The following is a 23,333-nucleotide window of genomic DNA, read 5'->3' on the forward strand; positions in this document are numbered from 1 at the left end:
TGGACTCATGACGATTAATATGAAGCCTAAAACCGCTTGGTTTTATTCGCTCTTTATCACCGCATTACTTTGCACAGCGGCTAACGCAACGGCTCAAGTTACCGCCCTTAGTCCCGAAACCAAGCCTGCCCAACGCATTATTAGCTTGGCGCCACACATTACCGAACTGCTGTTTGCCATAGGTGCCGGTGGACAAGTGGTCGCCATCGACGATGCCAGCGATTATCCCGCCGCCGCCAAGACCTTGCCCAAGGTCGCCAACTATAGGTCGCTTAATACCGAGCGTATCTTGGCGTTGTCGCCAGACTTGATTGTGGCTTGGGGCTCGGCCCAGAGCCAAGTGGTGCAACCGCTGGTGCAGTTAGGTATGTCGGTGTTTTTTTCGGCGCCTGCTACTTTCGCGGATTTAAGCACAGAGCTTGAGCAATTAGGTGAGTTAACCGGCCATCAAGCACAAGCTGGCGTCGTTATCAAAGAATATGAGCAAGAGCTGGGTGAGCTGAAACTCCAGTATCAAGACCGCACGCCGCTGACGGTATTTTATCAAATCGCCGAAGTGCCCCTTATGTCTGCCAATGGCAGTACTTGGATGAGCCAAGCGGTGACCTTGTGTGGTGGCGTGAATATCATGGAAGACAGCCTTGCGCCCTACCCGCAAGTGAACGCCGAGCAAGTGTTGGCGCAAAATCCAGACGTGATAGTGGCCGCAGATAATGCGGAGCTTCGCCACTGGCAACAATGGCCGGCGCTGCAAGCCGTGGCCAATCGGCAATTACTGACGGTGGATGCCAACTTGATGCATCGTTTTACCACCCGCACCACCCAAGGCATTCGCCAACTTTGCGAGCAAATGGATAAAGTGCGCCACGCACACGCTTCCTAATTGAGTTCATTTCGGCGCCTCTATACAATAGCGCTGTTTTTTTAACTCTTTTTATAAGGTAACCGTGAATGCAGCCCTTGGTTGAGTCGGTGTTTTACTGGAGTGATCTGTTTGGCACCGCTGTGTTCGCGTTTTCCGGAGTGCTGGTGGCTGGGCGCTTGCGCATGGACGGCTTTGGCGTCATCGTACTGGCCGCCGTAACCGCCATCGGCGGCGGTACCATTCGCGACCTTATTATCGGCGCCGATAAGGTATTTTGGACCGAAAATACTTTATACCTGTGGGTGATCTTAGCCACCGCCTTATTAGGCCAATACATAGCCAAACTACCTCGACGCCTACCTTGGTATATATTGCCGCTAGCCGATGCCTTTGGTTTAGCCATTTTTACCATTATTGGCACCGAAAAAGCCTTGAGTCACGGCACTTCAGGCATGGTGGCGGTAGTGATGGGCGTGATCACAGGCGTGGCGGGCGGCATGATCCGCGATGTGTTAGCTCGCGAAATTCCCATGGTGTTGCAGCGTGAAATTTACGCCACCGCCTGCATCTTGGGCGGCATACTCTACACTGGCTCCTTAGCGCTGGGTATCACGCCGCTATTGGCCACCTTACTGGGCATGTCAGGCACCTTTATCTTGCGCATCGCCGCCATTCGTTGGCACCTGTCGCTACCCGCGTTTTCGTTGAATCGCTGAGGCGTGAGGCGTGAGGCGTGAGGCGAAATTTTAAACACGCTATTAGGATGTGTAACAAGATTTGTGGCGCAAAGTAAAAAGGCCTCCTTTATCAGGAGGCCTTTTTTGTGCTTAGGCGTAAAAGAATAACATCTCCGTCTACAAATTCGGTGTGTTACTCCTCACTATTTACCCCTCACTCCTCACACTCAAGCCAAGGTCACCTTAGCGAACTTGCGCTTGCCCACTTGATACACGGCTGTACCAGCAGTCACCAGCAACTTACCGTCTTCCAGCTTATCGCCATCCACCTTAACCGCGCCTTGTTTGATCATGCGCAGCGCTTCCGAGGTGGAAGCCACTAAACCGGCCTCTTTCAACAGATTAGCGATGGCCATACCTTCCGCTTCCACACTTAGGGTCACTTCTGGTAAATCATCAGGAATGGCGTTCTTCTGAAAACGATTCACGAAGTCTTGGTGCGCCTGTTCTGCGGCATCAGCGTCGTGATAACGGCTGATGATTTCCTTGGCCAGCAAGATTTTAATGTCGCGCGGGTTGGTGCCCTCGGCCACTTGTTGCTTGAGGCCGGCGATCTCATCCAAGCTCAAACGAGATAAGAGCTCGAAGTAGCGCCACATGATTTCATCAGACAGCGACATGATTTTGCCGAACATTTCGCTCGGCGCTTCATCCACGCCTATGTAGTTATTCGCAGACTTAGACATTTTTTTCACGCCGTCTAGGCCTTCTAACAACGGCATGGTAATCACCACTTGTGCCGGCTGGCCCGCGTCTTTTTGCAGCTCACGGCCCATCAAGAGATTGAACTTTTGGTCGGTGCCGCCCAGCTCAATGTCGGCTTTTAATGCCACCGAGTCATAGCCTTGTAACAAGGGATACATAAATTCATGAATGGCAATCGACTGGCCACCGGCGTAGCGCTTCTTAAAGTCGTCGCGCTCTAACATACGCGCTACCGTCAACTTAGAGGCCAATTTAATCATGCCGGTGGCGCCCAACTCGCCTAACCAACTGGAGTTGTACACGATTTGGGTTTTATCGGCGTCAAGCACCTTAAAGGCTTGCTCGGCATAGGTTTTAGCGTTGTCGGCCACTTGCTCCGCCGTCAGCGGCGGGCGGGTGCTGTTCTTACCGCTAGGGTCACCCACTTGGGCGGTAAAATCGCCAATCAGCAATAACACGTCATGACCTAAGTCTTGAAACTGACGCAGTTTATTGAGGATCACAGTGTGACCTAAATGAATATCGGGAGCGGTAGGATCCATGCCCAATTTAACGCGTAACGGCCGACCTAGCTTTAACTTAGCCACCAGCTCTTCTTCAACCAAAATCTCTTCTACACCGCGCTTAATTTCCGCCAGTGCCGTTTCTAGCTCGGACATGACAACTTTACTCCTGTGCTGTGCACCTAAATAGCGATTTTGAACATCCAGTCAAAGACGCTCGCTGTTCGAAATGGCTATGTAGACAAACCAAACAAAATAAGGCGAGCATATTACTGGAATGGCAGATAAATTGGAAAGCCTGTAAAATCTTTCATACTTTCAAGGAAGAGCATTAGGCCCCTCATGATTAGACGCTTCAAACAACTTCCACGCCCCCATAAGGTGGCGATTTCGGTATTGAGTGTAATGGTTGGATTGCTGTCGTTCGCGCCTTCTGAAACCGCCCTAGCCGGGCGCGCCCAGGCTGAACATGAGCTTGTTACCCACATTGTCGGTGAGCGCCAGCCTCTGGCCTTAGAACTCAACATAGAAGAGTCGGCAGAGCTAGACACACAACCACTGACTCGCGAACGCACCATCACAGTACGCAGTGGCGATACCTTGTCCGCCATCTTTGCCCGCAGCGGCCTGCCCTCTCAGCTGGTGCATGATATTAACCAGCTCAAGGGCGCCGGTGAGGAGCTGGCAAAACTCTATCCTGGCAAGCAGCTGAATGTTACCTTGGATGAAGACAACGCCTTTAGCAGTTTGCGTTATCCATTGGATGACAGCCGTACCCTGCTGATTAGCCAAACGGCGACTGGCTTGAGCTCAAAAATTGACAGCGAAGAGCTGGAGTTGCGCACCGAATTTGCCCAAGCCACGGTAAGTTCTAACTTTTGGAACGCTGCCGCCAGTGCCGGCCTCACGCCCAATCAAATCATGAGTTTGGCCGGTATGTTTGCCTGGGACGTGGATTTTGCCTTGGACATTCGCGCCAACGACAGCTTTACCGTTTTGTATGAGCAGCATTTTAAAGACGGCATTTTAGTCAATTCCGGTAATATTTTAGCCGCAGCCTTTACCAACCAAGGCAAGGTATATAACGCCATACGCCATAAAGACGGTAATTATTATTCGCCAGAAGGCCGCTATATGCGCAAGAGTTTCTTGCGGGCCCCAGTCAACTTTTCGCACATTAGCTCTAACTTTAATCCGCGCCGCCTGCATCCGGTCACGGGTCAAATCAAAGCCCATCGCGGTATCGATTATGCAGCACGCACCGGCACGCCGGTTGTGGCTGCCGGCGGGGGCCTGGTGTTGGAGTCTGGCTTTAGCCCGTTTAATGGCAACTATGTGGTGATCCGCCACGACAGCACCTACATCACCAAATATTTGCACTTACATAAGCGCATGGTGAATAGAGGCGAAAAGGTAAAACAAGAACAACAAATTGGTACCGTGGGCGCCACCGGTCGAGTAACCGGACCACATTTGCATTATGAGTTCTTGGTCAACGGCGTGCACAAAGACCCGAAAACGGTCGATATGCCTCAAGCCGCCGTATTATCACCAGCCGAATTAGCCAGCTTTAAACCCCAGGCTAACCGCCTGATGGCACAGCTGAATAAGGTGAGTGACATTATGTTGGCGAGCAATAACGAGTAGAAAAGGTGTGGCGTGAGGGTAACACTCACGCCTAACACTGCACGCTTACGCCGCAGTGAAGCCGACTAGCGCCTTTAAGCGGCCTTGCCACCCGCTTATTTGCTCGTCAGGTGCATCATAAGCTAAGGCGGGATGCTTGCCCCAAATTGGCGCAGGCCACGCGGCATCGCTGCTAAAGCGCGCCACATGATGCACATGCAACTGCGCCACCATATTGCCCAAGGCGGCTACGTTTATCTTCTGCGCGCTCAATTCACTTTCCAACAAGGCCGCTACCGCACAAGACTCACGCATCAGCTGTTGCTGATCCTGCTCGCTTAAGTGATGGATTTCACGCAGCTCGGCGCGCTTAGGCACCAAAATCAACCACGGATATTGACGGTCGTTCGCCAGTAACACCAAACACAAGGGCAGCTCACCCAAGAGCAAGCTATCGGCCACTAATTGCGGGTGTAAGCAAAACTCGCTCATTTAAGCACGGCCGCGTGCAAGCGCAGATAAGCAATAATATCTGCGGATTCATACAACCAAAAAAATTGACCGGGCTCAGACTCAATGCGCAGGCAAGGCACCATGCGCTGGCCGCCACCATGCATCAAAGCTTGTAAGTGTTCGGGCTGATTAATATCACACTCTTGAATCGCCAGGCCCAGCTCGTTAATGACACTTTTTACCCGCTCGCAATAGGGGCACCAGTCTTTTTCATACAGGGCTAATTGCGCCGCACTCTCGACGATAGGCGCGGCCGAATTTGACTCGGGCGACAAGTCTTTAAACCAATCAAGTACTGACATAAGCACACCTCTCAATTAAGGGCTTAAACGTCTATAAGAATTAAACGCTAAACGATGAGCCACAACCACAGGTGCTGGTGGCGTTAGGGTTGGTAACCAAAAAGCGTGAACCGGCGAGGCCATCGATATAGTCGACCGTGCCGCCAATTAGGTATTGCAGGCTCATGCTGTCGACCACCATGATGACGCCGTTTTTCTCGATCACGGTATCGCCGTCATTGGTTTTTTCATCGAAGGTAAAACCATATTCAAAACCCGAGCAACCGCCTCCGGTAATGTAAACACGCAGACGCAACTCGGGATTTTCTTCTTCGGTGATTAAGGCTTGGATCTTGGTGGCTGCCGCATCACTCATCTGGATTGGCAAGAACATTGCTTCGCTCATCACTACCTCTAAAATTAGTTATCGACCAAAATTATCTAATACCCGACTAAACAGGTCAAGTATTGTCCGTAGACCTTTAGCTATGGCGGCGTTGTGACAACACCGATTACCGGCGCAGGCTCCGCGGTTGGCCAGTTAAGACTCAAGGTGCGCGTCGGCCTGCCAACTAAATTTAAGTGCAACTCTAAGGTCTGGGCTTGGCTACCCTCGGGCAATTGCAGCTGACCGCTTAACACCTGAAAATGGCGAAAGTCTAAGCTGACAGTTGCCACACCCAAGGTCTCTTCACTGAGTAACACCGACTTACCGTCTTGCAACGCTCGTACTTTCAAGCGTGCTTGGCCAGTAACACGTTTATCTGTCTTAGTGGGTTGTAACAGTACCAGTCGGTAGGCAAATAAGCCCGTTTCACCGAGCGGCGTAATATCTTCATGGGTTAACAGCAGCTCGCCACCACTGTCGCTAGCCAGCACTTGTCGGTATAGGGCCAACTGTTGGGCTTGCTCGGCCAGTTGCCGTGACTGCAAATCCAGTTGTGCCAACTGACTGCTTTCGGCACTGAGTAGCGTTTGTAAATCCACCCGCAGCGCCAGTAACTCTTGGCGGCTACGCTCAACTTGGGTGGCTTGCAGCGTCAATAACTGTTTTTGCTCGTAATAACGCAGCGCGCTAAAGCCCAGCAGCAATGCCAACACCACGCAAAACACTAAAGACAGCATAAAACGACGATCTAAAACTTTAGTCATCATAACGTCTCCATCAGGTAAGGCCGAATTGTGCCAAAGCACAGCCTTGGGCGCCAGCAAGGCTTTCGCTTAGCTTAATTTAGCGTGTCCTTAATTTAGCGATCTCAGGCTCAACACATTCGAGCTAGGCGCAGTTTTTGATACGAGTTTTTGATATAGTCAGCTCACATTGGCCGTACTTACGGCCACGGCTCAATTCAAAGGATGCTTACATGTCCAAGTCTGACGATTTATTTGCCAAGGCCCGCCTCGTTATTCCAGGTGGCGTTAACTCTCCGGTGCGCGCCTTTAATGGTGTAGGCGGTACGCCGCGCTTTATCGAACGCGCCGATGGTGCCTATATCTATGATGCGGACGGCCAGTCCTATGTGGATTACATCGGCTCTTGGGGGCCGATGATTTTGGGCCATAACGCCCCCGTGGTGCGCGAGGCCGTCATTGAAGCCGCAGAGCGCGGCTTAAGCTTTGGCGCGCCAACCGCCAGTGAAGTGACCATGGCCGAAAAGGTTAAGGAGCTGGTGCCCTCCATGGAGCTCACGCGCATGGTCAACTCCGGCACCGAAGCCACCATGAGCGCCATTCGTTTAGCCCGCGGCTTTACTCATCGCGACAAGATCTTAAAGTTTGAAGGTTGTTATCACGGCCACGCCGACTGTTTGTTGGTAAAAGCCGGATCCGGTGCGCTGACCTTAGGCCAGCCTAACTCACCGGGTGTGCCGGCGGATTTTGCCAAGCACACGCTGACCGCCACTTTTAACGATTTAGAGTCAGTTAAAGCCGCCTTTGCCGCCGCCCCTAACGACATCGCCTGCATTATCGTCGAGCCGATTGCCGGCAATATGAACTGTATTCCGCCGGCAAATGGTTTCTTGCAAGGCTTGCGCGATATTTGTGACCAGTACAGCGCCTTATTGATTTTTGATGAAGTGATGTGTGGTTTCCGTGTGGCTTTGGGCGGCGCCCAACAGCGCTATGGCGTAACCCCAGATTTAACCACGCTCGGTAAAATCATAGGTGGCGGCATGCCAGTAGGCGCCTTTGGTGGCCGTCGTGAAGTAATGGAACACTTGGCACCAACGGGGCCCGTGTATCAGGCTGGCACCTTGTCTGGCAATCCAATTGCCATGGCCGCCGGTTTAGCCACCCTAAACGCCCTTTGCACACCGGGTTTGCACGATAAGCTGGAAGCCAGCACCAGAGCGCTGGTCAATGGCTTACAAGCAGCGGCCGATAAACACGGCATCCCTTTTACCACCACTCAAGTGGGCGCCATGTTTGGCTTCTTCTTCACCACTGAAAAAAATATCCACAGCTACGCACAAGTGATGGATTGTGACGTGGATGCCTTTAAACGCTTCTTCCATTTGATGTTGGATCAAGGCGTGTACTTGGCACCCAGCGCTTTTGAAGCAGGCTTTATGTCACTGGCTCACGGCGACAAAGAAATTGCTCACACCTTAGCCGCCGCCGATAAGGCGTTCGCGGCCATGGCGGCGTAATAGATTAGCCCTGAATTGTTTACAGGCTTAGATTAATTAGGCTGCTCGGGCCGCTGGATATGCACCAGTGGCCCCTCTAATAATTCAATGCTATTACCATCCGGATCCATGATAAATACATAGCGATCACAGCTTTGACCGCGCACCACAGAGGGTTTATCCGTTAATAATCCCGCGCCATGCAAGGCACTCAAAGCATCATCCACGTCATTGACCTGCAACGCAAAATGTCTTAGCCCCAAACGCACACCATTGGCCCAAGGCGGAAACGCCGCCAACGTATCTATTTCTTCATCGGGTTTAAAACAATACAGCTCCAACACCGCTTGCCCTAACTGCAAATGACAAATTTGCAACAACCCAACGTCATCCTGCCAGCGATAGACGGGTTCAAAGCCTAAGCCTTTATAAAACGACTCAGAAGCGGATAAATTCTGCACGCTCATGGTCAGGTGATGAAAAGAAAACATGACACATCCTCCGATTAGACACCTTGAGCATATACGACCCAGCAAAATGTGAGGGGTTAAGCGTGAGGAGTGAGGAGTTAAATCGATATAAAAAAACAGGCAGCTGATTTTGATCAGCTGCCTGTTTAAGTTGGGTTTAATGCTTAATGCTAGCGCTCGCCTCACACTTTGCCCTTTACCCTTCACGACGAAGTTAGCGCGCGAAGTTAAAGATGTCTTTTAACCAGTCGCCTACTTGCTCACCGGTTTTGGGCAAATTGTAAATCGGCTCAGCCGGCTGACACGCTCGGATCGGCGGCAAAGCCGAGACCTTGGCAGGCAGTAAGCGGGTTTGCTCGCAACGCGGGTCGGCCGGCATGCCGTCACTGTAAGCTAAGTTAACTTGGTCGATACCCGGTGGCGATTTAAGCTCCAAAGAGTCCACACCACGGCTGTCTAAGTAGCGGCTATAAATGCGCAGCGCACCGCTGGCACCGGTTAAGCCGGTGCTGGCGTTATTATCTAAGCCCACCCAGACACTGGCTAACTCTTCGTTATCGAGTCCCGCATACCAAGCATCGCGCAAGTCGTTGGTGGTACCGGTTTTACCCGCCATCACTCGATTGGGGAAACGTGCGGCCAAGTGCGCCGCCGTCCCCCCACCCACCACTCGGGTCATGGCATACAAGGCTAAGTAACCCGCATCCGGATCCAATACCTGAGTGGCCTTGGCGGTGTGCTGATACAAGAGCTCGCCTTTATCATCTTGAATGGCGCGAATCGAGGTTAATGGCTGATACAGACCTTGGTTAGCCAAGGTTAAATACAGCTGATTCACCTCCATAGGCGTCAATTCCAGCGTGCCTAACATCAAAGACGGATAGGCGGGAATGGTTTGGCGCACACCCATACGCTGCAGGCCTTTAATGATGTTATCCAGCCCCACTGCCATGCCTAAGTTTACGGTCGGCACGTTTAAAGATTGTGCCAAGGCGTCCACCAGCATCACCTGACCACGGAACTTACGGTCATAGTTATTAGGTTTCCACACTTGCCCACCTTCACTACGCAGACTAATGGGTTGGTCTTTAATGGCACTGCCTAAGGTAAAACCATTAGCTAGGGCTTCCGCATACACAGGTGGCTTGATCAGTGAGCCAATGGCACGTCGTGCCGATAAGGCGCGGTTAAAACCGGCAAAGCTAGGATCGGCCCCGCCCACCACGGCGCTCACTTCACCCTTGCGCCAGTTGCTTACCACCATGGCCGCCTCAAGATCTGGCTTCTTAGTGTTAGCGCGTAGCTGTTTTACCTGCTCCAAGATTGCCTGTTCGGCACTGTGTTGGGCGATAGGATCCAGACTACTGAAAATTTTCAGGCCGTTTTGGCGTAAGAAGTCACTGCCAAATCGCTCTTGCAGCTCTTGGCGCAATAAGCCCATAAAGGCCGGTGTACGGCCATAACCCATACGGCCGCGCTCGATAAGCTGCAGCGGCGTCTCACTTGCTCGCTCATAGGTGGCGCGGTCAATATGAGCGTCGTTAGCTAATAGCCGCAGCACCAGATCCCGACGCTCGCGAGCGCGCTCAGCATTGCGCCAAGGATCGTAATAAGACGGCCCTTTCACGAGCGCCACCATAAGGGCGATTTGATCGGGGTTTAGCTCATTAAGTGGTAAGCCAAAATAGAAATAACTGGCTAAGCCAAAGCCATACACCCCTTGGTTACCATTTTGGCCCAGATACACTTCGTTCAAATAGGCTTCTAAGATCTCGTCTTTGTCGTAGCGAAAGTCGATGATCAGCGCCATATAGGCTTCTTGTACCTTGCGCCATAAACTACGGTCTTGGGTTAAGAATAAATTTTTTGCCAACTGCTGGGTCAGAGTACTGCCGCCCTGTACCGTGCGCCCCGCTTTTACGTTTACCACCAAGGCACGCAGTATCGCCATCGGCGACACACCGTCGTGGTTATAAAATTCTCTGTCTTCTACCGTAATTAAGGCGGTTTTCAGCAGCTCAGGCACTTGGTCTAAACGCACCAATAGGCGGTCTTCACGCTTTTCTACGTTTAAGCGATCCAGCAATACGGGATCCATGCGCGCATAACCCAGCTCACGACCGTTGGTGGGGTTTTTAATCGACTGTAAGCGTTGGCCTGCGAAGGTGAGTAAAATTTGCCGCGCCTCTTCTGGACCATCGGAGAAGGTAAAGGGACGACGGTTAATTTCAATGCGGTTATTGTTGGCCGAGTATTCACCCGGGCGGCTGGGGCTGGCCACCTTACGATAGTTTAATAGCGCCAGCTCTCGCAACATCTGAGCATGAGACAGCTTTTGGTCGGGGAATAGCTCTAACGGTCGGCTATACACCAAGGCCGGCAGCGCCCATTTTTGGCCATCGAAGCGCTCACGAACTTGGCTATCTAAATAAATACCAAATATGCCCATTAGCACTGCAAATACCAGTGTTAATTTAAACAGCAGGCCCCACCAAAAGCGGTTTTGTCTCACCGGCTTCTTCTTCGATTTTTTCTGCTTTTGAGTATCTTTTGCCATAATCAGTGCTTTATATGCCTCTTGGTATACTGGGTTGGCGCCGTGGTGGCCGGGCTATCTGGCCAATGGTGCTTAGGGTAGCGCCCCCGCATTTCTTTTTTAACATCTTCATAAGAGCCGGCCCAAAATGCGGCCAAGTCTCGAGTAATTTGTAATGGACGCCGCGCCGGCGACAACAGCTCTAGCACCAAAGACACCCGCCCTTGGGCGAGCTCAGGCCCAGTGGCTTGGCCAAACATCTCTTGTAAACGCACCGGCAATACGGGGTCTTCGGTTTCTCGATAACGAATGCGCGCTTGAGTACCCGTAGCCAAGGTCAGTGAGCCGGGTAGCAGGGTATCCAGCAATTGCTGCTGTGACCAGTCCAGACGACTTTTAAATATCTGTGCCCAAGGCAAGCGCGCCAGCGCTTCCCAACGGCCAAGCCCTGTTAAATAAGGTAATAACCAGTGCTCGGCCTCATTTAGCCAGCTGTTTTCATCACAAACGGCGAAGCCGCGATCGGCCAGCTTTTGTCCGGCAAGCTTTAATCTCAGCCAATACTGCTCGGCCGCCTCATCTAGCGGCAACGCCTGCCAACCGCGGCGTTTCACCTCTCCCAATAAGCACTGCGCCTTTTGCTCTGGGCTGATATTGGTCAGGGGCGTGCGCTGTAACACTAAACTGCCAAAACACCACTGGCGCTCGGCGCGCACCCGATTAGCCTCGTTATCCCATTCTAAATGAGCCTGATCACTAAAATGAGCCCCAGCAAAGGTTTGTAACTGCGCCAATGCAATGGGCTCTGCGGCTTGAATAAAAATGCCCCGTTCGCTGCGGCCTAAGGCGGCGATGGCCAGCATATTTTTGCCTTGCAAGGGACTATCTTTGGGCAAGTCGGCACTCAAACCACCGGCCAAGCCATAACGGCTGAGCTGGCGTGCCTCTTGCCGTAATAAAGCCACCCATTCGGGCCGCGCATTGGCCAATAGCGGGCCCACATATTCGCCACTCGGCGTGGCCGGTTTGGCTTGTAGGCGCGTAAACCAGCGCCGCGCCGCGGCTTTAAGCGCGCCCTGCCGCGCTAACAACTGCCCCGATAAGGGGCCCGAATCCCAGCGACCTTCTTCTAATAAGGCCACTAAATACACAGCATCTGCCAGCGCACCTTGATGCCCTTGCTGCTGCCATGCTTGAGCGCTAAGCAGTAATTGGCCAAGACTTGGCTCACAACCTAATTGCCAGACTTGGCGGCCCAAGGCCGTTAGCTGGCTGCCAGTGATCAGCTGTAAATCAGTTAATTGTTGGCGCGCGGCGGCTAACAGCGGCACGGGCGGCTGCGTTAGCAAAGCCAACTGCTCCGGCGTACAACCCCAAGCGGCGCACTCCAGTACGAAGCTGGCCAAATCACTTTGTTCAATTTCCGCAGGCCGGCGCACTAACAAGCGTTGCTGCTGCTCTTGGCTCCATAGCCGCACGCAACTGCCCGGCTGCAAACGACCCGCGCGGCCGGCCCTTTGGGTGGCCGAAGTTTGACTAATGGGCCGCGTGTAAAGTCGTGTCATGCCTGACTGAGGTTCAAACTCGGCGCGCCTCTCTAGACCTGAGTCCACCACTATGCTGATGCCATCTATGGTGAGCGAGGTTTCTGCCACATTAGTGGCTAACACTACCTTACGCCGCCCCGCCGCTGCAGGGGCAATCGCCGCTTGTTGCTCTGGTAAGCTCAGGCGACCGTATAAAGGCCGCAGCTCCACTTGCGTATCAATTTTACCTTCGAGCCCCTGTCTCTCAAGCCCTTGTCTTTCAAGCCACAGCAAGGTATCGCGAATTTCGCGCTCACCGGGTAAAAAAGCCAGCACACTGCCCGCATGCTCGGCCAACGCGTTTACAATGGCGCGGCCCATGGCGTCATCGAGACGCGCATGCAAATTGCGCGGCTGATAACTGACCTCGACCGGAAAACTGCGCCCAGCACTTTTAATGTAAACCGCATCGGGCAGCAGCTCATCCAGCGCCAAGCCATCGAGCGTGGCGGACATGATCATTATGGTTAAATTTTCACGTAGCTCTTGGCACTCAAGCGCAAAGGCCAACGCCAGCTCGGCCTGTAAGCTGCGCTCATGAAACTCATCAAAAATCAGTAAGTCGACGCCGCCAAGCTCAGGATCCGCTTGCAGCATGCGCGTTAATACCCCCTCGGTCACCACTTCTAAGCGGGTGTGCTTACTGACGCAGCTTTCACCGCGCATTCGATACCCCACCTGTTGGCCCGGCTGTTCGCCTAACTGGCTCGCTAAGTACTGGGCTATGCTGCGTGCCGCCAAGCGTCTGGGCTCCAGCAAGATAATGCGGCCTGCTACCTCGGGTTGCGCCAATAGCCATAACGGCAAGCCGGTCGACTTGCCTGCACCAGGCGGCGCTTCCAAAATAATATGTGGCACCTTTAATGCCGCCTTTAATTCTGGCAGTACTTGGGCAATAGGAAGCTGATTCACGGGATAACCTAATGATGGAAAGAGCAGTGATGGAAAACGCAAATGCAAAAACGGTGAATATAAGAACGGCTATATAATGCCAAAACTCGGCCTAAAGCGCGATGCATAACCAGGGTTTGATCCTCTGTTTTTCTCCTATACAGTGCGTCAGTCACGATTAGTTAAGGCTCGATTACACGCCACTTAGTTCGCTATATTGTGTGGCGTTTTTGCTCACTGCTCGTTCATGCCCTAACGTGAGAAGAACACCCGCAAAGAACTTGTGACCGGCTTTACAGTTATGATTATAAGTGAGCTCCATAGGATGCTCAGTATAGGAACCTATGTATAGTGGTTAGCAGAGAACTGAGTAAGGTCTGTTACACTGATGTAGGCATGAATCAGTTGTCATGCTTAGTGCCGCTAAACTAGCCTCTCAAAAATTCCTGGCAAACCAGGTAAGAGAAATAAATGCTTACATTTAGGCTCAGCAGCCTTTATACCCTGATGGCGTTTATCTGTATTTTTGCAGCAGGGTCTTATTACACTTATCTAAATATTGAGGCTCGCCACAAAGAGCAGCAACGCTCAATGGAAGAGGTAGTGAGTACTCAAGCCTCCGCCATAGAGCGGCATCTCACTCATTCATTATCATCGACTTATATTCTTGCCCAAGAAGTGCGGCGCAGTAACGGCCGGTTCAAGGATTTCAACAGTTTTGCTAAAGAAGTGATGCAGACTATAGGCGGTGTCTCCAGCCTGCAGCTGGCCCCTAACGGCATCACTCAGCAAATTTATCCACTGGCGGGCAATGAAAAGGGCATTGGTCATAACCTGTTGCTAAGTGATACGCGCAGTAAGGAGGCCTGGCAAGCGATCGACAGTAAAACCTTAACCTTGGCGGGCCCCTTTATGCTGGTACAGGGCCGTATGGGCATACTGGTGCGAAACCCCGTTTTTCTTGAGAACAACGGCGAGCCCTATTTTTGGGGGTTTGCGACGGCATTGCTTTATCTGGATGATCTATTGTCATTTACAGCGATCGATCAACTCGATCGTAAAGGCTATGCCTTTGAACTATCGCGTTTACATCCAGATACTAAGCAGATGACTATTTTTGCCCGCTCCAGTAAGGATCTTACTGAGCAGCAGGTAAGAAAAATAATTAAGGTTCCAAATGGGGAATGGTTCCTCGCGATGGACAGGCCCATCAACTTCACCTTGCAAATTATGCTGGGCACCCTGCTCAGCCTGCTTACGGCTGGCCTATTTTCGCTGCTAATACGCCGTATCCTGTTAGAGCCAGAGCGGTTAAGAGCACTGATAAAAATACAAACTAGTCGCTTGGAACAGTTGGCTTTTTTTGATGAACTCACGGGTTTGGCTAATCGGCGCTTTCTTACCGAGCAGTTAGATCAGGCCATGTTGAATATTCGACGTGGGGGTGGCGGCCTAGCATTACTTTACCTAGATCTAGATGACTTTAAACGCATCAACGACTCCACCGGACACCATGATGGTGATCGATTACTGATCGAAGTCGCTCAACGACTGAAAGCCACAGTAAGAGAGTGTGATCTCGTCGGCCGCTTAGGAGGGGACGAATTTGCGGTGGTCTTGATGCACATAGAAAGCGTCGAACATGTACGCCTAGTTGCCGAAAAAATTATTGTCAATATAGGTCTACCGGTACAGTTGGCTCAAAATGAAGCCATAGTAGGCGCCAGCATTGGGATTACATTAGCACCACAAGATGGCATCAGCAGTGGTGAGTTATTGCGCAATGCCGACTTGGCCATGTATGAATCAAAACGAGCGGGCAGAAATCAGCTTTCTTTTTACAACATAGCGATGCAAGAGCAGGCGCTGTACTCGATACGGCTCGAAGAAGAGTTACGTCGGGCCTTGGTCCGAGAAGAATTTTCGCTGGTCTTTCAACCCATAGTTGCCCTGAGCAATGGGCTGACCGAAAAGTTTGAAGCCTTACTACGCTGGCATCAACCAGAACGAGGTATGCAAAACCCAGGCAGCTTTATTAAGATTGCGGAGCAAACGGGATTGATAGTGCCCATTGGTTACTGGGTAATAGAAGCGGCCTGTGGTTTTATTCAGCAACAAATGCAAGCCGAGCTCAGCGTAAAGCCGGTGGCGGTGAACTTGAGCGTCTGTCAGCTACGCGAACCTGAATTTGCGAATAGGGTTGAAGCCCTATTAGCGCGTTGCCAGATTACGCCCAGCTTGCTTGAACTGGAAATTACCGAGTCCATGCTGATGGAGAATGTCGAGCTTGCCATGATGCTGATAGCTAACCTGAGGCGCCTAGGGATACGCATCTCGATTGATGACTTTGGCACCGGCTATTCTTCGCTATCGCAATTACGCCTTGTTCCGGTCGATATCCTAAAAATCGACCGTTCCTTTATCATAAACCTAGAAACCAGTCCCATTGATCGCCAGATGGTTGAGGCCATGACCATAATGGTACATAAGCTGGGGCTAAAAGTGGTGGCCGAAGGCATTGAAACCGCTGCACAGTTGAGGTTTCTGAAAAAGATCGGCTGTGATTATGGGCAAGGCTTTCTGCTTGCGAGACCTTTGGTGCCCGAGCAAGCGCTGCAATATTGGGGATTTGCTGAGTTAGCGCCGAGCGAGCAGATCCCCATGGAGACAGACTCAGAATGGCGGCCAGCAAATAATACGGCATAACGCATGTGGATGTTGGGCCAGCAGTTTTTACTTAGCGATCCAAGACTTTTTTGCCACTGCACGCACGGAAAATAGGCTAAGAGCTACCTGATTACCCACAAAGCTCAGCCATATATCAGTGAGTTCAGTATCAATAAATTCAATAGGTTACATGGAGGTGCCGCCTCTTCGGTAAAGAATATGAGGCTCAGTTTGGTGTTTTGACCTTGTAGGGGCCAATTTATTCGGCCCGGTTTGGTGTTTTGGTCTAAATCTAAACCTCAGTAACAGCCAGCAAAGCTGGCCAGCCGAATAAATTGGCTGCTACAAAGAACAAACCAAAACAACGCGCATCATGGCTGAAGTTCATACGTAATCAGGAAGAGCTAAGAGATAAGAGCCAAACGGAAAACACTCCTGGGGTAGCATCTTAATCTCCATCAATTTCGCTCACTTACCTCTTTTGCACTGGCTTACGTCCGTGGACTCTATGGCAAAAATAAGGTGTAGCACTGGGTTTTTTCTTTGAGACACGGCATCCTAACCTATAACCGCCTCTGTTATGCCGAACCACATAGAACCATAAGGGACCCATCCTAAGATGCCAGATGACACCCGATTATTTTTAGCCTTTCCCGCAGCAGAGCTGACGGCACCACTTTGCCAGCTACAAGAGGGGCTGCAAGAGCAACTAGCCCTGCCCAGCCGGCGCATTCCTGCCAGCCAGTTTCATTTAACGCTACGTTTCTTAGGCCAACTCAACGCCACTCAGCATCATTCTTTGCTAAGACAATTGCCGACCCTCACCCTGTCCGGCTTTACATTACAGCTTGATAAGCTCGGCTATTTTCCCAGTGCCAATGTGCTCTGGCTCGGCCCCAGTGAGGTGCCGCAAGCACTCAGCGACTTATATCAAGACTTACTATTGCGCTGTGCTTCTTTGCGCCTAGCCCCACCGCACAAAGCCTATCGGCCACACATTAGTTTGTATCGTCAAACCGAGTTGTCAGATTTATCGGCGCTGCCAAGTATTAGCCCTATCATTTTTCGCCCGCGCCAACTGGCTTTATATAGTTCTGTGCCCAGCGCCTTGGGTCATGATTACCACATTGAAGCCAGCTGGCCTCTCACTGACTGTGAGGGGTGAGGGGTGAGGGGTGAGGGGTGAGGAGTGAAAGGTGAGGCGTAGAACCTACGGCGTCGCTACAGCAAAAACGGCACTTGTTCGACTAACTGCATGCCATCGGGGCTAATATGGGCGCGCCAAGCTAGGCATTCCACCCCAAGCGCCATAGCCTCGGCGACCAGCGCCCCGTAGGTAGGATCCAGATGCTGGGCCGGGCTCACTCGTGCAATGCCGGTGTGTAATACGCAAAACAGCAGCACGGCTCTGTGACCATCCCGCACACACTGCATCAGCTCACGCACGTGCTTTTGTGCACGCTCGCTCTTAGTGTCAGGAAAGTAGCCTTGCCCAGCTTCATGGTTCAAGCCGTCAGCTACACCCTCAGCTAGCGCTTGGTCATCAAGAAGGGTCACGCTTTTCACTTCCACATAGCAGTCAGGCGAACCCTCAGCCCGCAATAAGAAGTCGATACGACTGTTTTCGCTGCCATAGCGTACCTCTGCCATCACCTGCGTATAATGCGCTAAGGGCGCTATGGTGTGATTGGCCAGCGCTTCGGCTACCAGCGCATTGGCTTGATTGGTGTTCACACAAATAAACTGATGTTGCTGGTTTTGCACTAGCTCCCAAGTGTGGGCATATTTGCGTTTAAGATTATTGGAGGTCGAAAAATAGACAGTCCACCCCGGTTCGGCACAGCCGGTCATCTTGCCGGTGTTGGGGCAATGGATGGTCAAGGTTTGACCATTGACGTTTACGTCCGCTAAAAAGCGTTTATAGCGCTGGACTAATACACCAGACTGCAATGAAGATGAAAACTGCACACTCACACCTATAGTCATACGTTAAATAGTTAAACAAACCCACTTGTCTGGCGACTTGCCTCTTGAAAACCTGCTTTATGGCCCCAATATTGTGGAAGCATCAAGTAGTACCTTACTTAATAACACAAGACTGAGACGCTTGATCAGATAAGAATGAGACCTTATTTAACCTGAATAAAGTGCTCCTCGTCTTGTTTCTCGTAGATTTTTCACTGAAATAGCACGGCAAAAATTGCCTTGTGAATAGGCTTTCTGCTATAGATAGCCGCTCAAAAATTTGGTTGGCGCAATATTGCTTCTGAGGAGATACAGAATGCCAGCAGTCGAAATCAAGAAATCTCTCGGTATTCTGGCCATCGCCGGTGTTGAGGCCTATCAGGCAAAGCCCGATGAAGAATACATGAATGATGCGCAGAAAACGCACTTTCGTAAAATTCTGGGCGCTTGGCGCACGCAGTTGCGCGAAGAAGTCGATCGCACCGTGGGCTACATGAAAGATGAGGCCGCTAACTTCCCCGATCCGGTGGACAGAGCGGCTCAAGAAGAAGAATTTGCACTTGAACTACGTGCGCGTGATAGAGAACGCAAACTGATCAAGAAAATCGAAAAAACCCTGCAGAAAATCGAAGAAGACGATTTTGGTTACTGTGAGCACTGTGGTGTAGAAATTGGCATTCGTCGTCTGGAAGCCAGACCGACCGCCGATTTATGCATAGATTGTAAAACGCTTGCCGAAATCAAAGAAAAACAGATGGCCGGCTACTAAGCATAAGCTCATGAATAACAGTGCGCCCAAGCCTTATATTGGGCGCTTTGCCCCCTCACCCAGTGGCCCCCTGCATTTTGGTTCCTTAATTGCCGCCTTAGGTAGTTACTTGCAAGCCAAAAGTCATCAGGGAAGCTGGCTGCTACGCATTGAAGACCTAGACCCACCTCGAGAAGTCTCGGGTGCGGCCGATGATATTCTCTTTACCCTAGATGCCTTTGGTTTACATTGGGATGGCCCCTTGGTCTACCAAAGCCAGCGCTTGGCCGCTTATCAAGCGGTGCTGGATGACTGGGCAAGCCAAGGGTTAACCTATTATTGCCATTGCAGCCGCAAAATGATTGCCGAAGGTGGCGGTTTTTATACCGGCCACTGTCGCGCGCTCGGGCTAGGGCCTGCGCACGCGGCAACCCGTTTGGTGATGACTAATCCCGTTTATGAGTTTGTCGATCAACTGCAAGGGTGTGTTAAAATACCGCGCGCACTTGCAGAAGAAGATTTTATTGTGCGTCGCCGTGACGGTTTTTATGCGTATAATCTGGCGGTGGTGTTAGATGACGCGGATGCAGGCATTACCGAAGTAGTGCGCGGAGCCGATTTATTGGAGCCCACAGGCCGACAAATTTCGCTATATCAAAAGCTAAAGGCCCCTACTCCTAGTTGGCTGCACTTACCCTTGGCAACACTAGCCGGTAATAAATTGTCTAAGCAAAACCATGCAACCGCCTTGGATTTAAACCAAGCGAGTCGTCAGTTATACCAAGCCCTCGCCTTTTTAGGCCAGGCACCACCGGCCACACTGTGGCAGGAAGACGTAACAGTGGTATTAAACTGGGCTATCGCTCACTGGCAGTTGCCACAGGTGCCCAGTACCACACACATTGAGTTGTAATGCGTACAGATCCGCATTTTCAACGCTCGACGCTATGATAACGCGCCGATTTTTTCAGCTAAAGGCCATACGAGGTGTCCTATTTTTTCCCAGATTGCTGGCTTTTGTAAGAAGCTACTAACCCGAGCCCCGCAGGCCGGAACGCCCCAGGAGGCACTGCCGTTGCAACCCGTGCTCTTAACACGCGACCAACACGGTATTTCACGTCAACAAATCAGTGATAACGCCCTTAAAGTGCTGTATCGCCTCAATAAATCTGGCTTCGAAGCCTATTTAGTCGGCGGTGGCGTACGTGATTTGTTATTGGGCCGCCAGCCTAAAGACTTCGATATCGCCACCAGCGCCACGCCGGAGCAAGTCAAGCAGCTGTTTAGTAACAGCCGCCTTGTGGGCCGTCGTTTTCGCTTGGCGCACATCTTATTCGGTCGTGATGTGATCGAAGTGGCGACCTTTCGTGGTCATCATCATGAGGTCAATAACAACAAAAATGTATCATCTCAGTCTTCTGAAGGCATGCTGCTGCGTGACAACGTCTACGGCACCATAGAAGAAGACGCCGAGCGTCGCGACTTTAGCGTCAATGCTTTGTATTACAACATTGCCGACTTTAGCGTGGTGGGTTTTGCTAATGGTTTGCAAGATCTTGAAAACCGCCGCTTAGAGCTGATTGGCGACCCAGAAACCCGCTACCGCGAAGATCCGGTGCGTATGATCCGCGCCGTGCGTTTTTCGGCCAAGCTAGGCTTAACCATAAGCCCACGCACCGCAGCACCTATCCGTGAGTTAGCGCCGCTGCTTGGGGATATTCCCGCCGCTCGTTTGTTTGAAGAAACCCTAAAATTATTGTTAGCCGGTTACGGCCTCGAAACTTATCGTCAGTTACAACAATTCGGTTTGTTTGAGCCCTTATTCCCCGAAGCGGCAGAAGTAATGGGCCAGGGTGATAACGACTATCATAAATTTTTGGAACTGGCGCTGACCAATACCGACCAGCGCATCGCTCAAGACCTGCGCGTGACCCCGGCTTTCTTGTACGCCGCCCTATTATGGGGCCCAGTAGAAACCCGCACCCAGCAGTTTATGCACGAAGGCGGCCTCAACTATTACGATGCTTTCTTGCTGGCCATGGACGAAGTGCTGGGCCGCCAAGTGAAGAGCGTGGCCATACCGCGGCGCTTTAGCTCGGTAGTGCGCGATATCTGGATGTTGCAAGACCGCTTAACTAAGCGCAGCGGCAAACGTCCGCATCGCTTATTAGAGCATCCTAAGTTTCGTGCCGGGTATGACTTCTTGTTATTGCGCGCCGAGCTGGATCCTAGGCTCAAAGAATTAGCCGACTGGTGGACCGACTTTCAACTGGCCAATCCGGTGGACCGCCAACAGTTATCTCGTACCGCCCAAGCTCGTCACAATCAGTTTGGCGGCGAAGAGCCGACCAAAGCACCGCGCAAGCGCCCTCGTCGTCGCCCGCGCAAGAAAAAAGAAGCATGAGTCGAGTGTATGTAGCCTTAGGCGCCAACTTAGGCGAGCCGCTGGCACACATAAAGGCGGCGCAAGCCGCGCTTTTTGACCTTGCTGTCCCCGGTAGCCTGCGCCACTCGCCACTGTATCAAAGCCAACCTATGGGGCCGGCTGAGCAGCCGCCCTATATTAATGGTGTGTCTGTATTTGATACTGAATTAGCGCCACACGCACTGTTGGATGCGCTGCAAGCCATAGAGCAAACACAGGGCCGCGTGCGAAAAGATGAGCGTTGGGGGCCACGTACTCTGGACTTAGATATCTTGTTGTACGACGACTTGATAATGCATGACGACAGATTAACCCTGCCCCACTACGGCATGAAGCAGCGCGAGTTTGTGCTGTATCCGTTGGCAAGTCTGTGCCCTGAGCTTATTTTGCCTTGTGGTACGGCCCTCACCGAGTTGCTGCGAACTTGCCCCATCAATGGCATGACGCCACTGCTCTCGTAGTCAAAGGAATCTCTAATGAGTAAAACAACCACAGCCCGCCTGTTAGCGATGAAACGCGATCGGCAAAAAATCGCCATGATCACCGCCTACGATGCCACCTTTGCCAAAGTGTTTGAGCAAGCCGGAGCCCATGCCATTTTAATTGGCGACTCGCTCGGCATGGTCTTACAAGGCGAAGACAGCACGCTAAAAGTCACCGTCGAAGAAATGGCTTATCACACCCGTTGTGTGGCCAAAGGCTGCACCACAGCACTGGTGGTCGCCGACTTGCCGTTTATGAGTTACAGCAATGCAGAGCTTGCCTGCACCAATGCCGCCACGCTAATGCGTGCCGGCGCGCACATGGTGAAACTGGAAGGCGGCGCTTGGCTGAGTGAGACCATCACTCAGCTAACTCGCCAAGGCGTGCCTGTGTGTGGCCATTTAGGCTTAACACCGCAATCGGTACACGTGTTTGGTGGCTTTAAGCTGCAAGGCCGCGACTTAGATCAAGCGGCAAAAATTAAGCAAGATGCCAAGGCGCTTGAAGCCGCCGGCATTCAGCTACTGGTACTGGAATGCGTGCCCAGCCCGCTGGCAAAAGAGATTAGCCAATCACTGAGCATTCCGGTGATCGGCATAGGTGCCGGCCCAGATACCGATGGCCAAGTGCTGGTGATGCAAGACGCCTTGGGTCTAACCACAGGCTACGTCCCTAAGTTCACTAAGAACTTCTTAGCCGAGCACGACAGCGTACAAGCTGCCATCAGCGCTTACGTGTGTGAGGTGGCAGAAGGCCGCTTCCCCGGCCCAGAACACAGCTTCAATTAACACTTAATTGAAAAGAATGGAAAATAGAGAGCAGAACATGCCGCTTATTTCTGAGATTACCAAGTTAAGAGCCACCATTAACAATTGGCGTCGCCAAGGCTTGCGCATCGGCTTCGTGCCGACCATGGGCAATTTACACGCCGGTCATCTGCAGTTGGTGCACACGGCGCGCCTGCATTGCGACAAGGTAGTGGTCAGCATCTTCGTTAATCCGTTGCAGTTTGACCGCGCTTCAGACCTAAGCGCCTATCCGCGCACCCTAACGCAAGACTGCGAGCGTTTAGCGGGCTTAGCGGATGCCATATTTACGCCCACCCCTGAGTTGATGTATCCAGAAGGCCAACAGCAGCAAACCCGCGTGATAGTGCCAGGCATTAGCCAAGTGCTGGAAGGCGCGCTGCGCCCAGGCCACTTTGATGGTGTGAGCACGGTTGTGTGTAAGCTGTTCAATCTGGTACAGCCCGATGTCGCCTGCTTCGGTGAAAAAGACTATCAGCAGCTAGCACTGATCCGTAAAATGGTCAGCGATTTAAATATGCCGCTGGATATTATAAGCCAGCCCACTGTGCGTGCCGACAGCGGCTTAGCGCTAAGCTCACGCAACGGTTATTTAACAACCAGTGAGCTGGCCCAAGCGCCCGAATTGGCGGCCACCATGAATGCGCTGGCCGAACGCATCACTCAGGGTGAGCGCGACTTTGCCACCTTAGTGAATGACGCCAGTGCGCGTCTAAATGGCCGAGGCTTTACCACAGATGCTATCGACATCGTAGACGCGCACACGCTGTTGCCCATTACCGAGCGAACCCAAGCTGTGGTGATTTTAATGGCGGCCTTCTTAGGCAAGGCGCGATTAATAGACAATCGGGTCGTGTCTTTATAAGATGCGCCTTTATTTTGGCAGGACTGGCTCG

General features: G+C 51.9%; 21 protein-coding genes. 12 read left to right on the plus strand and 9 right to left on the minus strand.

The annotated features are described in order from the left end of the window. Nucleotides 1-7: 7 nt before the first annotated feature. Both ACEN2G_RS06770 and ACEN2G_RS06775 read left to right on the plus strand, forming a co-directional pair. Nucleotides 8-883: a cobalamin-binding protein gene (locus ACEN2G_RS06770; RefSeq protein ID WP_442020721.1), complete on the plus strand. Its 876-nt coding sequence runs from the start codon at nucleotides 8-10 to the stop codon at nucleotides 881-883. Nucleotides 884-951: 68 nt separating this feature from the next. Next, nucleotides 952-1,581 carry a trimeric intracellular cation channel family protein gene (locus ACEN2G_RS06775; RefSeq protein ID WP_442020722.1) on the plus strand — a complete coding sequence of 210 codons (630 nt, stop codon included), beginning with the start codon at nucleotides 952-954 and terminating at the stop codon, nucleotides 1,579-1,581. 188 nt (nucleotides 1,582-1,769) lie between these two features. On the opposite strand, the gene tyrS is transcribed toward ACEN2G_RS06775, so the two are convergent. Then, entirely contained in the window at nucleotides 1,770-2,966 is a 1,197-nt protein-coding gene (tyrS, locus tag ACEN2G_RS06780) for a tyrosine--tRNA ligase (protein ID WP_442020723.1), read from the minus strand. 186 nt (nucleotides 2,967-3,152) lie between these two features. Here tyrS and ACEN2G_RS06785 point away from each other — a divergent pair, with 186 nt between their 5' ends. Continuing rightward, nucleotides 3,153-4,457 carry a peptidoglycan DD-metalloendopeptidase family protein gene (locus ACEN2G_RS06785; RefSeq protein ID WP_442020724.1) on the plus strand — a complete coding sequence of 435 codons (1,305 nt, stop codon included), beginning with the start codon at nucleotides 3,153-3,155 and terminating at the stop codon, nucleotides 4,455-4,457. 45 nt (nucleotides 4,458-4,502) lie between these two features. On the opposite strand, the gene ACEN2G_RS06790 is transcribed toward ACEN2G_RS06785, so the two are convergent. From ACEN2G_RS06790 to ACEN2G_RS06805, 4 genes are all read right to left on the minus strand, one after another. Then, complete coding sequence (locus ACEN2G_RS06790; RefSeq protein ID WP_442020725.1) at nucleotides 4,503-4,928, minus strand: HIT domain-containing protein; 426 nt, start codon at nucleotides 4,926-4,928, stop codon at nucleotides 4,503-4,505. Next, entirely contained in the window at nucleotides 4,925-5,251 is a 327-nt protein-coding gene (locus ACEN2G_RS06795; RefSeq protein WP_442020726.1) for a glutaredoxin family protein, read from the minus strand. Before ACEN2G_RS06795 ends, ACEN2G_RS06790 begins: the two co-directional genes overlap by 4 nt. A 40-nt stretch (nucleotides 5,252-5,291) precedes the next feature. Continuing rightward, nucleotides 5,292-5,636, minus strand: coding sequence for an iron-sulfur cluster insertion protein ErpA (gene erpA, locus ACEN2G_RS06800; RefSeq protein ID WP_442020727.1), 345 nt, complete (start codon nucleotides 5,634-5,636; stop codon nucleotides 5,292-5,294). A gap of 80 nt (nucleotides 5,637-5,716) precedes the next feature. After that, nucleotides 5,717-6,385, minus strand: coding sequence for a DUF6776 family protein (locus ACEN2G_RS06805; RefSeq protein ID WP_442020728.1), 669 nt, complete (start codon nucleotides 6,383-6,385; stop codon nucleotides 5,717-5,719). Nucleotides 6,386-6,594: 209 nt separating this feature from the next. On the opposite strand from ACEN2G_RS06805, the gene hemL reads away from it, so the two are divergent. Next, nucleotides 6,595-7,881, plus strand: a complete 1,287-nt coding sequence (gene hemL / locus ACEN2G_RS06810) for a glutamate-1-semialdehyde 2,1-aminomutase (RefSeq protein WP_442020729.1) — start codon at nucleotides 6,595-6,597, stop codon at nucleotides 7,879-7,881. Nucleotides 7,882-7,913: 32 nt separating this feature from the next. Here the strand turns inward: hemL and ACEN2G_RS06815 are convergent, their stop codons facing one another. The 3 genes from ACEN2G_RS06815 to hrpB form a co-directional block, all read right to left on the minus strand. Further along, on the minus strand, nucleotides 7,914-8,351 hold the full coding sequence (locus ACEN2G_RS06815; RefSeq protein ID WP_442020730.1) for a VOC family protein: 438 nt from the start codon (nucleotides 8,349-8,351) through the stop codon (nucleotides 7,914-7,916). A 193-nt stretch (nucleotides 8,352-8,544) separates the two neighbouring features. Beyond that, a complete protein-coding gene (gene mrcB, locus ACEN2G_RS06820) occupies nucleotides 8,545-10,887 on the minus strand; it encodes a penicillin-binding protein 1B (protein WP_442020731.1) in 2,343 nt (780 codons plus the stop codon). A gap of 2 nt (nucleotides 10,888-10,889) precedes the next feature. Then, on the minus strand, nucleotides 10,890-13,364 hold the full coding sequence (gene hrpB, locus ACEN2G_RS06825) for an ATP-dependent helicase HrpB (RefSeq protein ID WP_442020732.1): 2,475 nt from the start codon (nucleotides 13,362-13,364) through the stop codon (nucleotides 10,890-10,892). A gap of 450 nt (nucleotides 13,365-13,814) precedes the next feature. On the opposite strand from hrpB, the gene ACEN2G_RS06830 reads away from it, so the two are divergent. Together ACEN2G_RS06830 and thpR are read left to right on the plus strand one after the other, a co-directional pair. Continuing rightward, nucleotides 13,815-16,049 carry a bifunctional diguanylate cyclase/phosphodiesterase gene (locus tag ACEN2G_RS06830; protein ID WP_442020733.1) on the plus strand — a complete coding sequence of 745 codons (2,235 nt, stop codon included), beginning with the start codon at nucleotides 13,815-13,817 and terminating at the stop codon, nucleotides 16,047-16,049. A 580-nt stretch (nucleotides 16,050-16,629) separates the two neighbouring features. Then, on the plus strand, nucleotides 16,630-17,175 hold the full coding sequence (thpR, locus tag ACEN2G_RS06835) for an RNA 2',3'-cyclic phosphodiesterase (protein ID WP_442020734.1): 546 nt from the start codon (nucleotides 16,630-16,632) through the stop codon (nucleotides 17,173-17,175). Between the two features lie 56 nt (nucleotides 17,176-17,231). Here thpR and sfsA read toward each other — a convergent pair whose 3' ends face one another. Then, nucleotides 17,232-17,978, minus strand: coding sequence for a DNA/RNA nuclease SfsA (gene sfsA / locus ACEN2G_RS06840; protein ID WP_442020735.1), 747 nt, complete (start codon nucleotides 17,976-17,978; stop codon nucleotides 17,232-17,234). 313 nt (nucleotides 17,979-18,291) lie between these two features. Between sfsA and dksA the strand changes: the two genes are divergently transcribed. From dksA to panC, 6 genes are all read left to right on the plus strand, one after another. Then, nucleotides 18,292-18,744 (plus strand): RNA polymerase-binding protein DksA, encoded by a 453-nt coding sequence (gene dksA, locus ACEN2G_RS06845; protein ID WP_442020736.1) that lies wholly within the window; start codon nucleotides 18,292-18,294, stop codon nucleotides 18,742-18,744. A gap of 10 nt (nucleotides 18,745-18,754) precedes the next feature. Beyond that, nucleotides 18,755-19,636 carry a tRNA glutamyl-Q(34) synthetase GluQRS gene (gene gluQRS / locus ACEN2G_RS06850; RefSeq protein WP_442020737.1) on the plus strand — a complete coding sequence of 294 codons (882 nt, stop codon included), beginning with the start codon at nucleotides 18,755-18,757 and terminating at the stop codon, nucleotides 19,634-19,636. 162 nt (nucleotides 19,637-19,798) lie between these two features. Next, nucleotides 19,799-21,127, plus strand: a complete 1,329-nt coding sequence (gene pcnB / locus ACEN2G_RS06855; protein WP_442020738.1) for a polynucleotide adenylyltransferase PcnB — start codon at nucleotides 19,799-19,801, stop codon at nucleotides 21,125-21,127. Continuing rightward, nucleotides 21,124-21,609: a 2-amino-4-hydroxy-6-hydroxymethyldihydropteridine diphosphokinase gene (gene folK / locus ACEN2G_RS06860; RefSeq protein WP_442020739.1), complete on the plus strand. Its 486-nt coding sequence runs from the start codon at nucleotides 21,124-21,126 to the stop codon at nucleotides 21,607-21,609. The genes pcnB and folK overlap by 4 nt, the downstream gene beginning before the upstream one ends. 15 nt (nucleotides 21,610-21,624) lie before the next feature. After that, nucleotides 21,625-22,419 carry a 3-methyl-2-oxobutanoate hydroxymethyltransferase gene (panB, locus tag ACEN2G_RS06865; protein ID WP_442020740.1) on the plus strand — a complete coding sequence of 265 codons (795 nt, stop codon included), beginning with the start codon at nucleotides 21,625-21,627 and terminating at the stop codon, nucleotides 22,417-22,419. A gap of 37 nt (nucleotides 22,420-22,456) precedes the next feature. Further along, the gene (gene panC / locus ACEN2G_RS06870; RefSeq protein WP_442020741.1) at nucleotides 22,457-23,302 is read left to right on the plus strand and encodes a pantoate--beta-alanine ligase; all 846 of its coding nucleotides are present in this window, start codon (nucleotides 22,457-22,459) and stop codon (nucleotides 23,300-23,302) included. Nucleotides 23,303-23,333: the final 31 nt, after the last annotated feature.

The organism is Oceanisphaera sp. W20_SRM_FM3 (assembly GCF_052119705.1).
Classification (GTDB): domain Bacteria; phylum Pseudomonadota; class Gammaproteobacteria; order Enterobacterales; family Aeromonadaceae; genus Oceanimonas.

Bases quoted from the DNA above. Each gene is read 5' to 3' on its own strand.
- ACEN2G_RS06770 (WP_442020721.1), top strand. From the start codon at position 8: ATGACGATTAATATGAAGCCTAAAACCGCTTGGTTTTATTCGCTCTTT.
- ACEN2G_RS06775 (WP_442020722.1), top strand. From the start codon at position 952: ATGCAGCCCTTGGTTGAGTCGGTGTTTTACTGGAGTGATCTGTTTGGC.
- tyrS (WP_442020723.1), bottom strand. From the start codon at position 2,966: ATGTCCGAGCTAGAAACGGCACTGGCGGAAATTAAGCGCGGTGTAGAA.
- ACEN2G_RS06785 (WP_442020724.1), top strand. From the start codon at position 3,153: ATGATTAGACGCTTCAAACAACTTCCACGCCCCCATAAGGTGGCGATT.
- ACEN2G_RS06790 (WP_442020725.1), bottom strand. From the start codon at position 4,928: ATGAGCGAGTTTTGCTTACACCCGCAATTAGTGGCCGATAGCTTGCTC.
- ACEN2G_RS06795 (WP_442020726.1), bottom strand. From the start codon at position 5,251: ATGTCAGTACTTGATTGGTTTAAAGACTTGTCGCCCGAGTCAAATTCG.
- erpA (WP_442020727.1), bottom strand. From the start codon at position 5,636: ATGAGCGAAGCAATGTTCTTGCCAATCCAGATGAGTGATGCGGCAGCC.
- ACEN2G_RS06805 (WP_442020728.1), bottom strand. From the start codon at position 6,385: ATGATGACTAAAGTTTTAGATCGTCGTTTTATGCTGTCTTTAGTGTTT.
- hemL (WP_442020729.1), top strand. From the start codon at position 6,595: ATGTCCAAGTCTGACGATTTATTTGCCAAGGCCCGCCTCGTTATTCCA.
- ACEN2G_RS06815 (WP_442020730.1), bottom strand. From the start codon at position 8,351: ATGTTTTCTTTTCATCACCTGACCATGAGCGTGCAGAATTTATCCGCT.
- mrcB (WP_442020731.1), bottom strand. From the start codon at position 10,887: ATGGCAAAAGATACTCAAAAGCAGAAAAAATCGAAGAAGAAGCCGGTG.
- ACEN2G_RS06830 (WP_442020733.1), top strand. From the start codon at position 13,815: ATGCTTACATTTAGGCTCAGCAGCCTTTATACCCTGATGGCGTTTATC.
- thpR (WP_442020734.1), top strand. From the start codon at position 16,630: ATGCCAGATGACACCCGATTATTTTTAGCCTTTCCCGCAGCAGAGCTG.
- dksA (WP_442020736.1), top strand. From the start codon at position 18,292: ATGCCAGCAGTCGAAATCAAGAAATCTCTCGGTATTCTGGCCATCGCC.
- gluQRS (WP_442020737.1), top strand. From the start codon at position 18,755: ATGAATAACAGTGCGCCCAAGCCTTATATTGGGCGCTTTGCCCCCTCA.
- folK (WP_442020739.1), top strand. From the start codon at position 21,124: ATGAGTCGAGTGTATGTAGCCTTAGGCGCCAACTTAGGCGAGCCGCTG.
- panB (WP_442020740.1), top strand. From the start codon at position 21,625: ATGAGTAAAACAACCACAGCCCGCCTGTTAGCGATGAAACGCGATCGG.
- panC (WP_442020741.1), top strand. From the start codon at position 22,457: ATGCCGCTTATTTCTGAGATTACCAAGTTAAGAGCCACCATTAACAAT.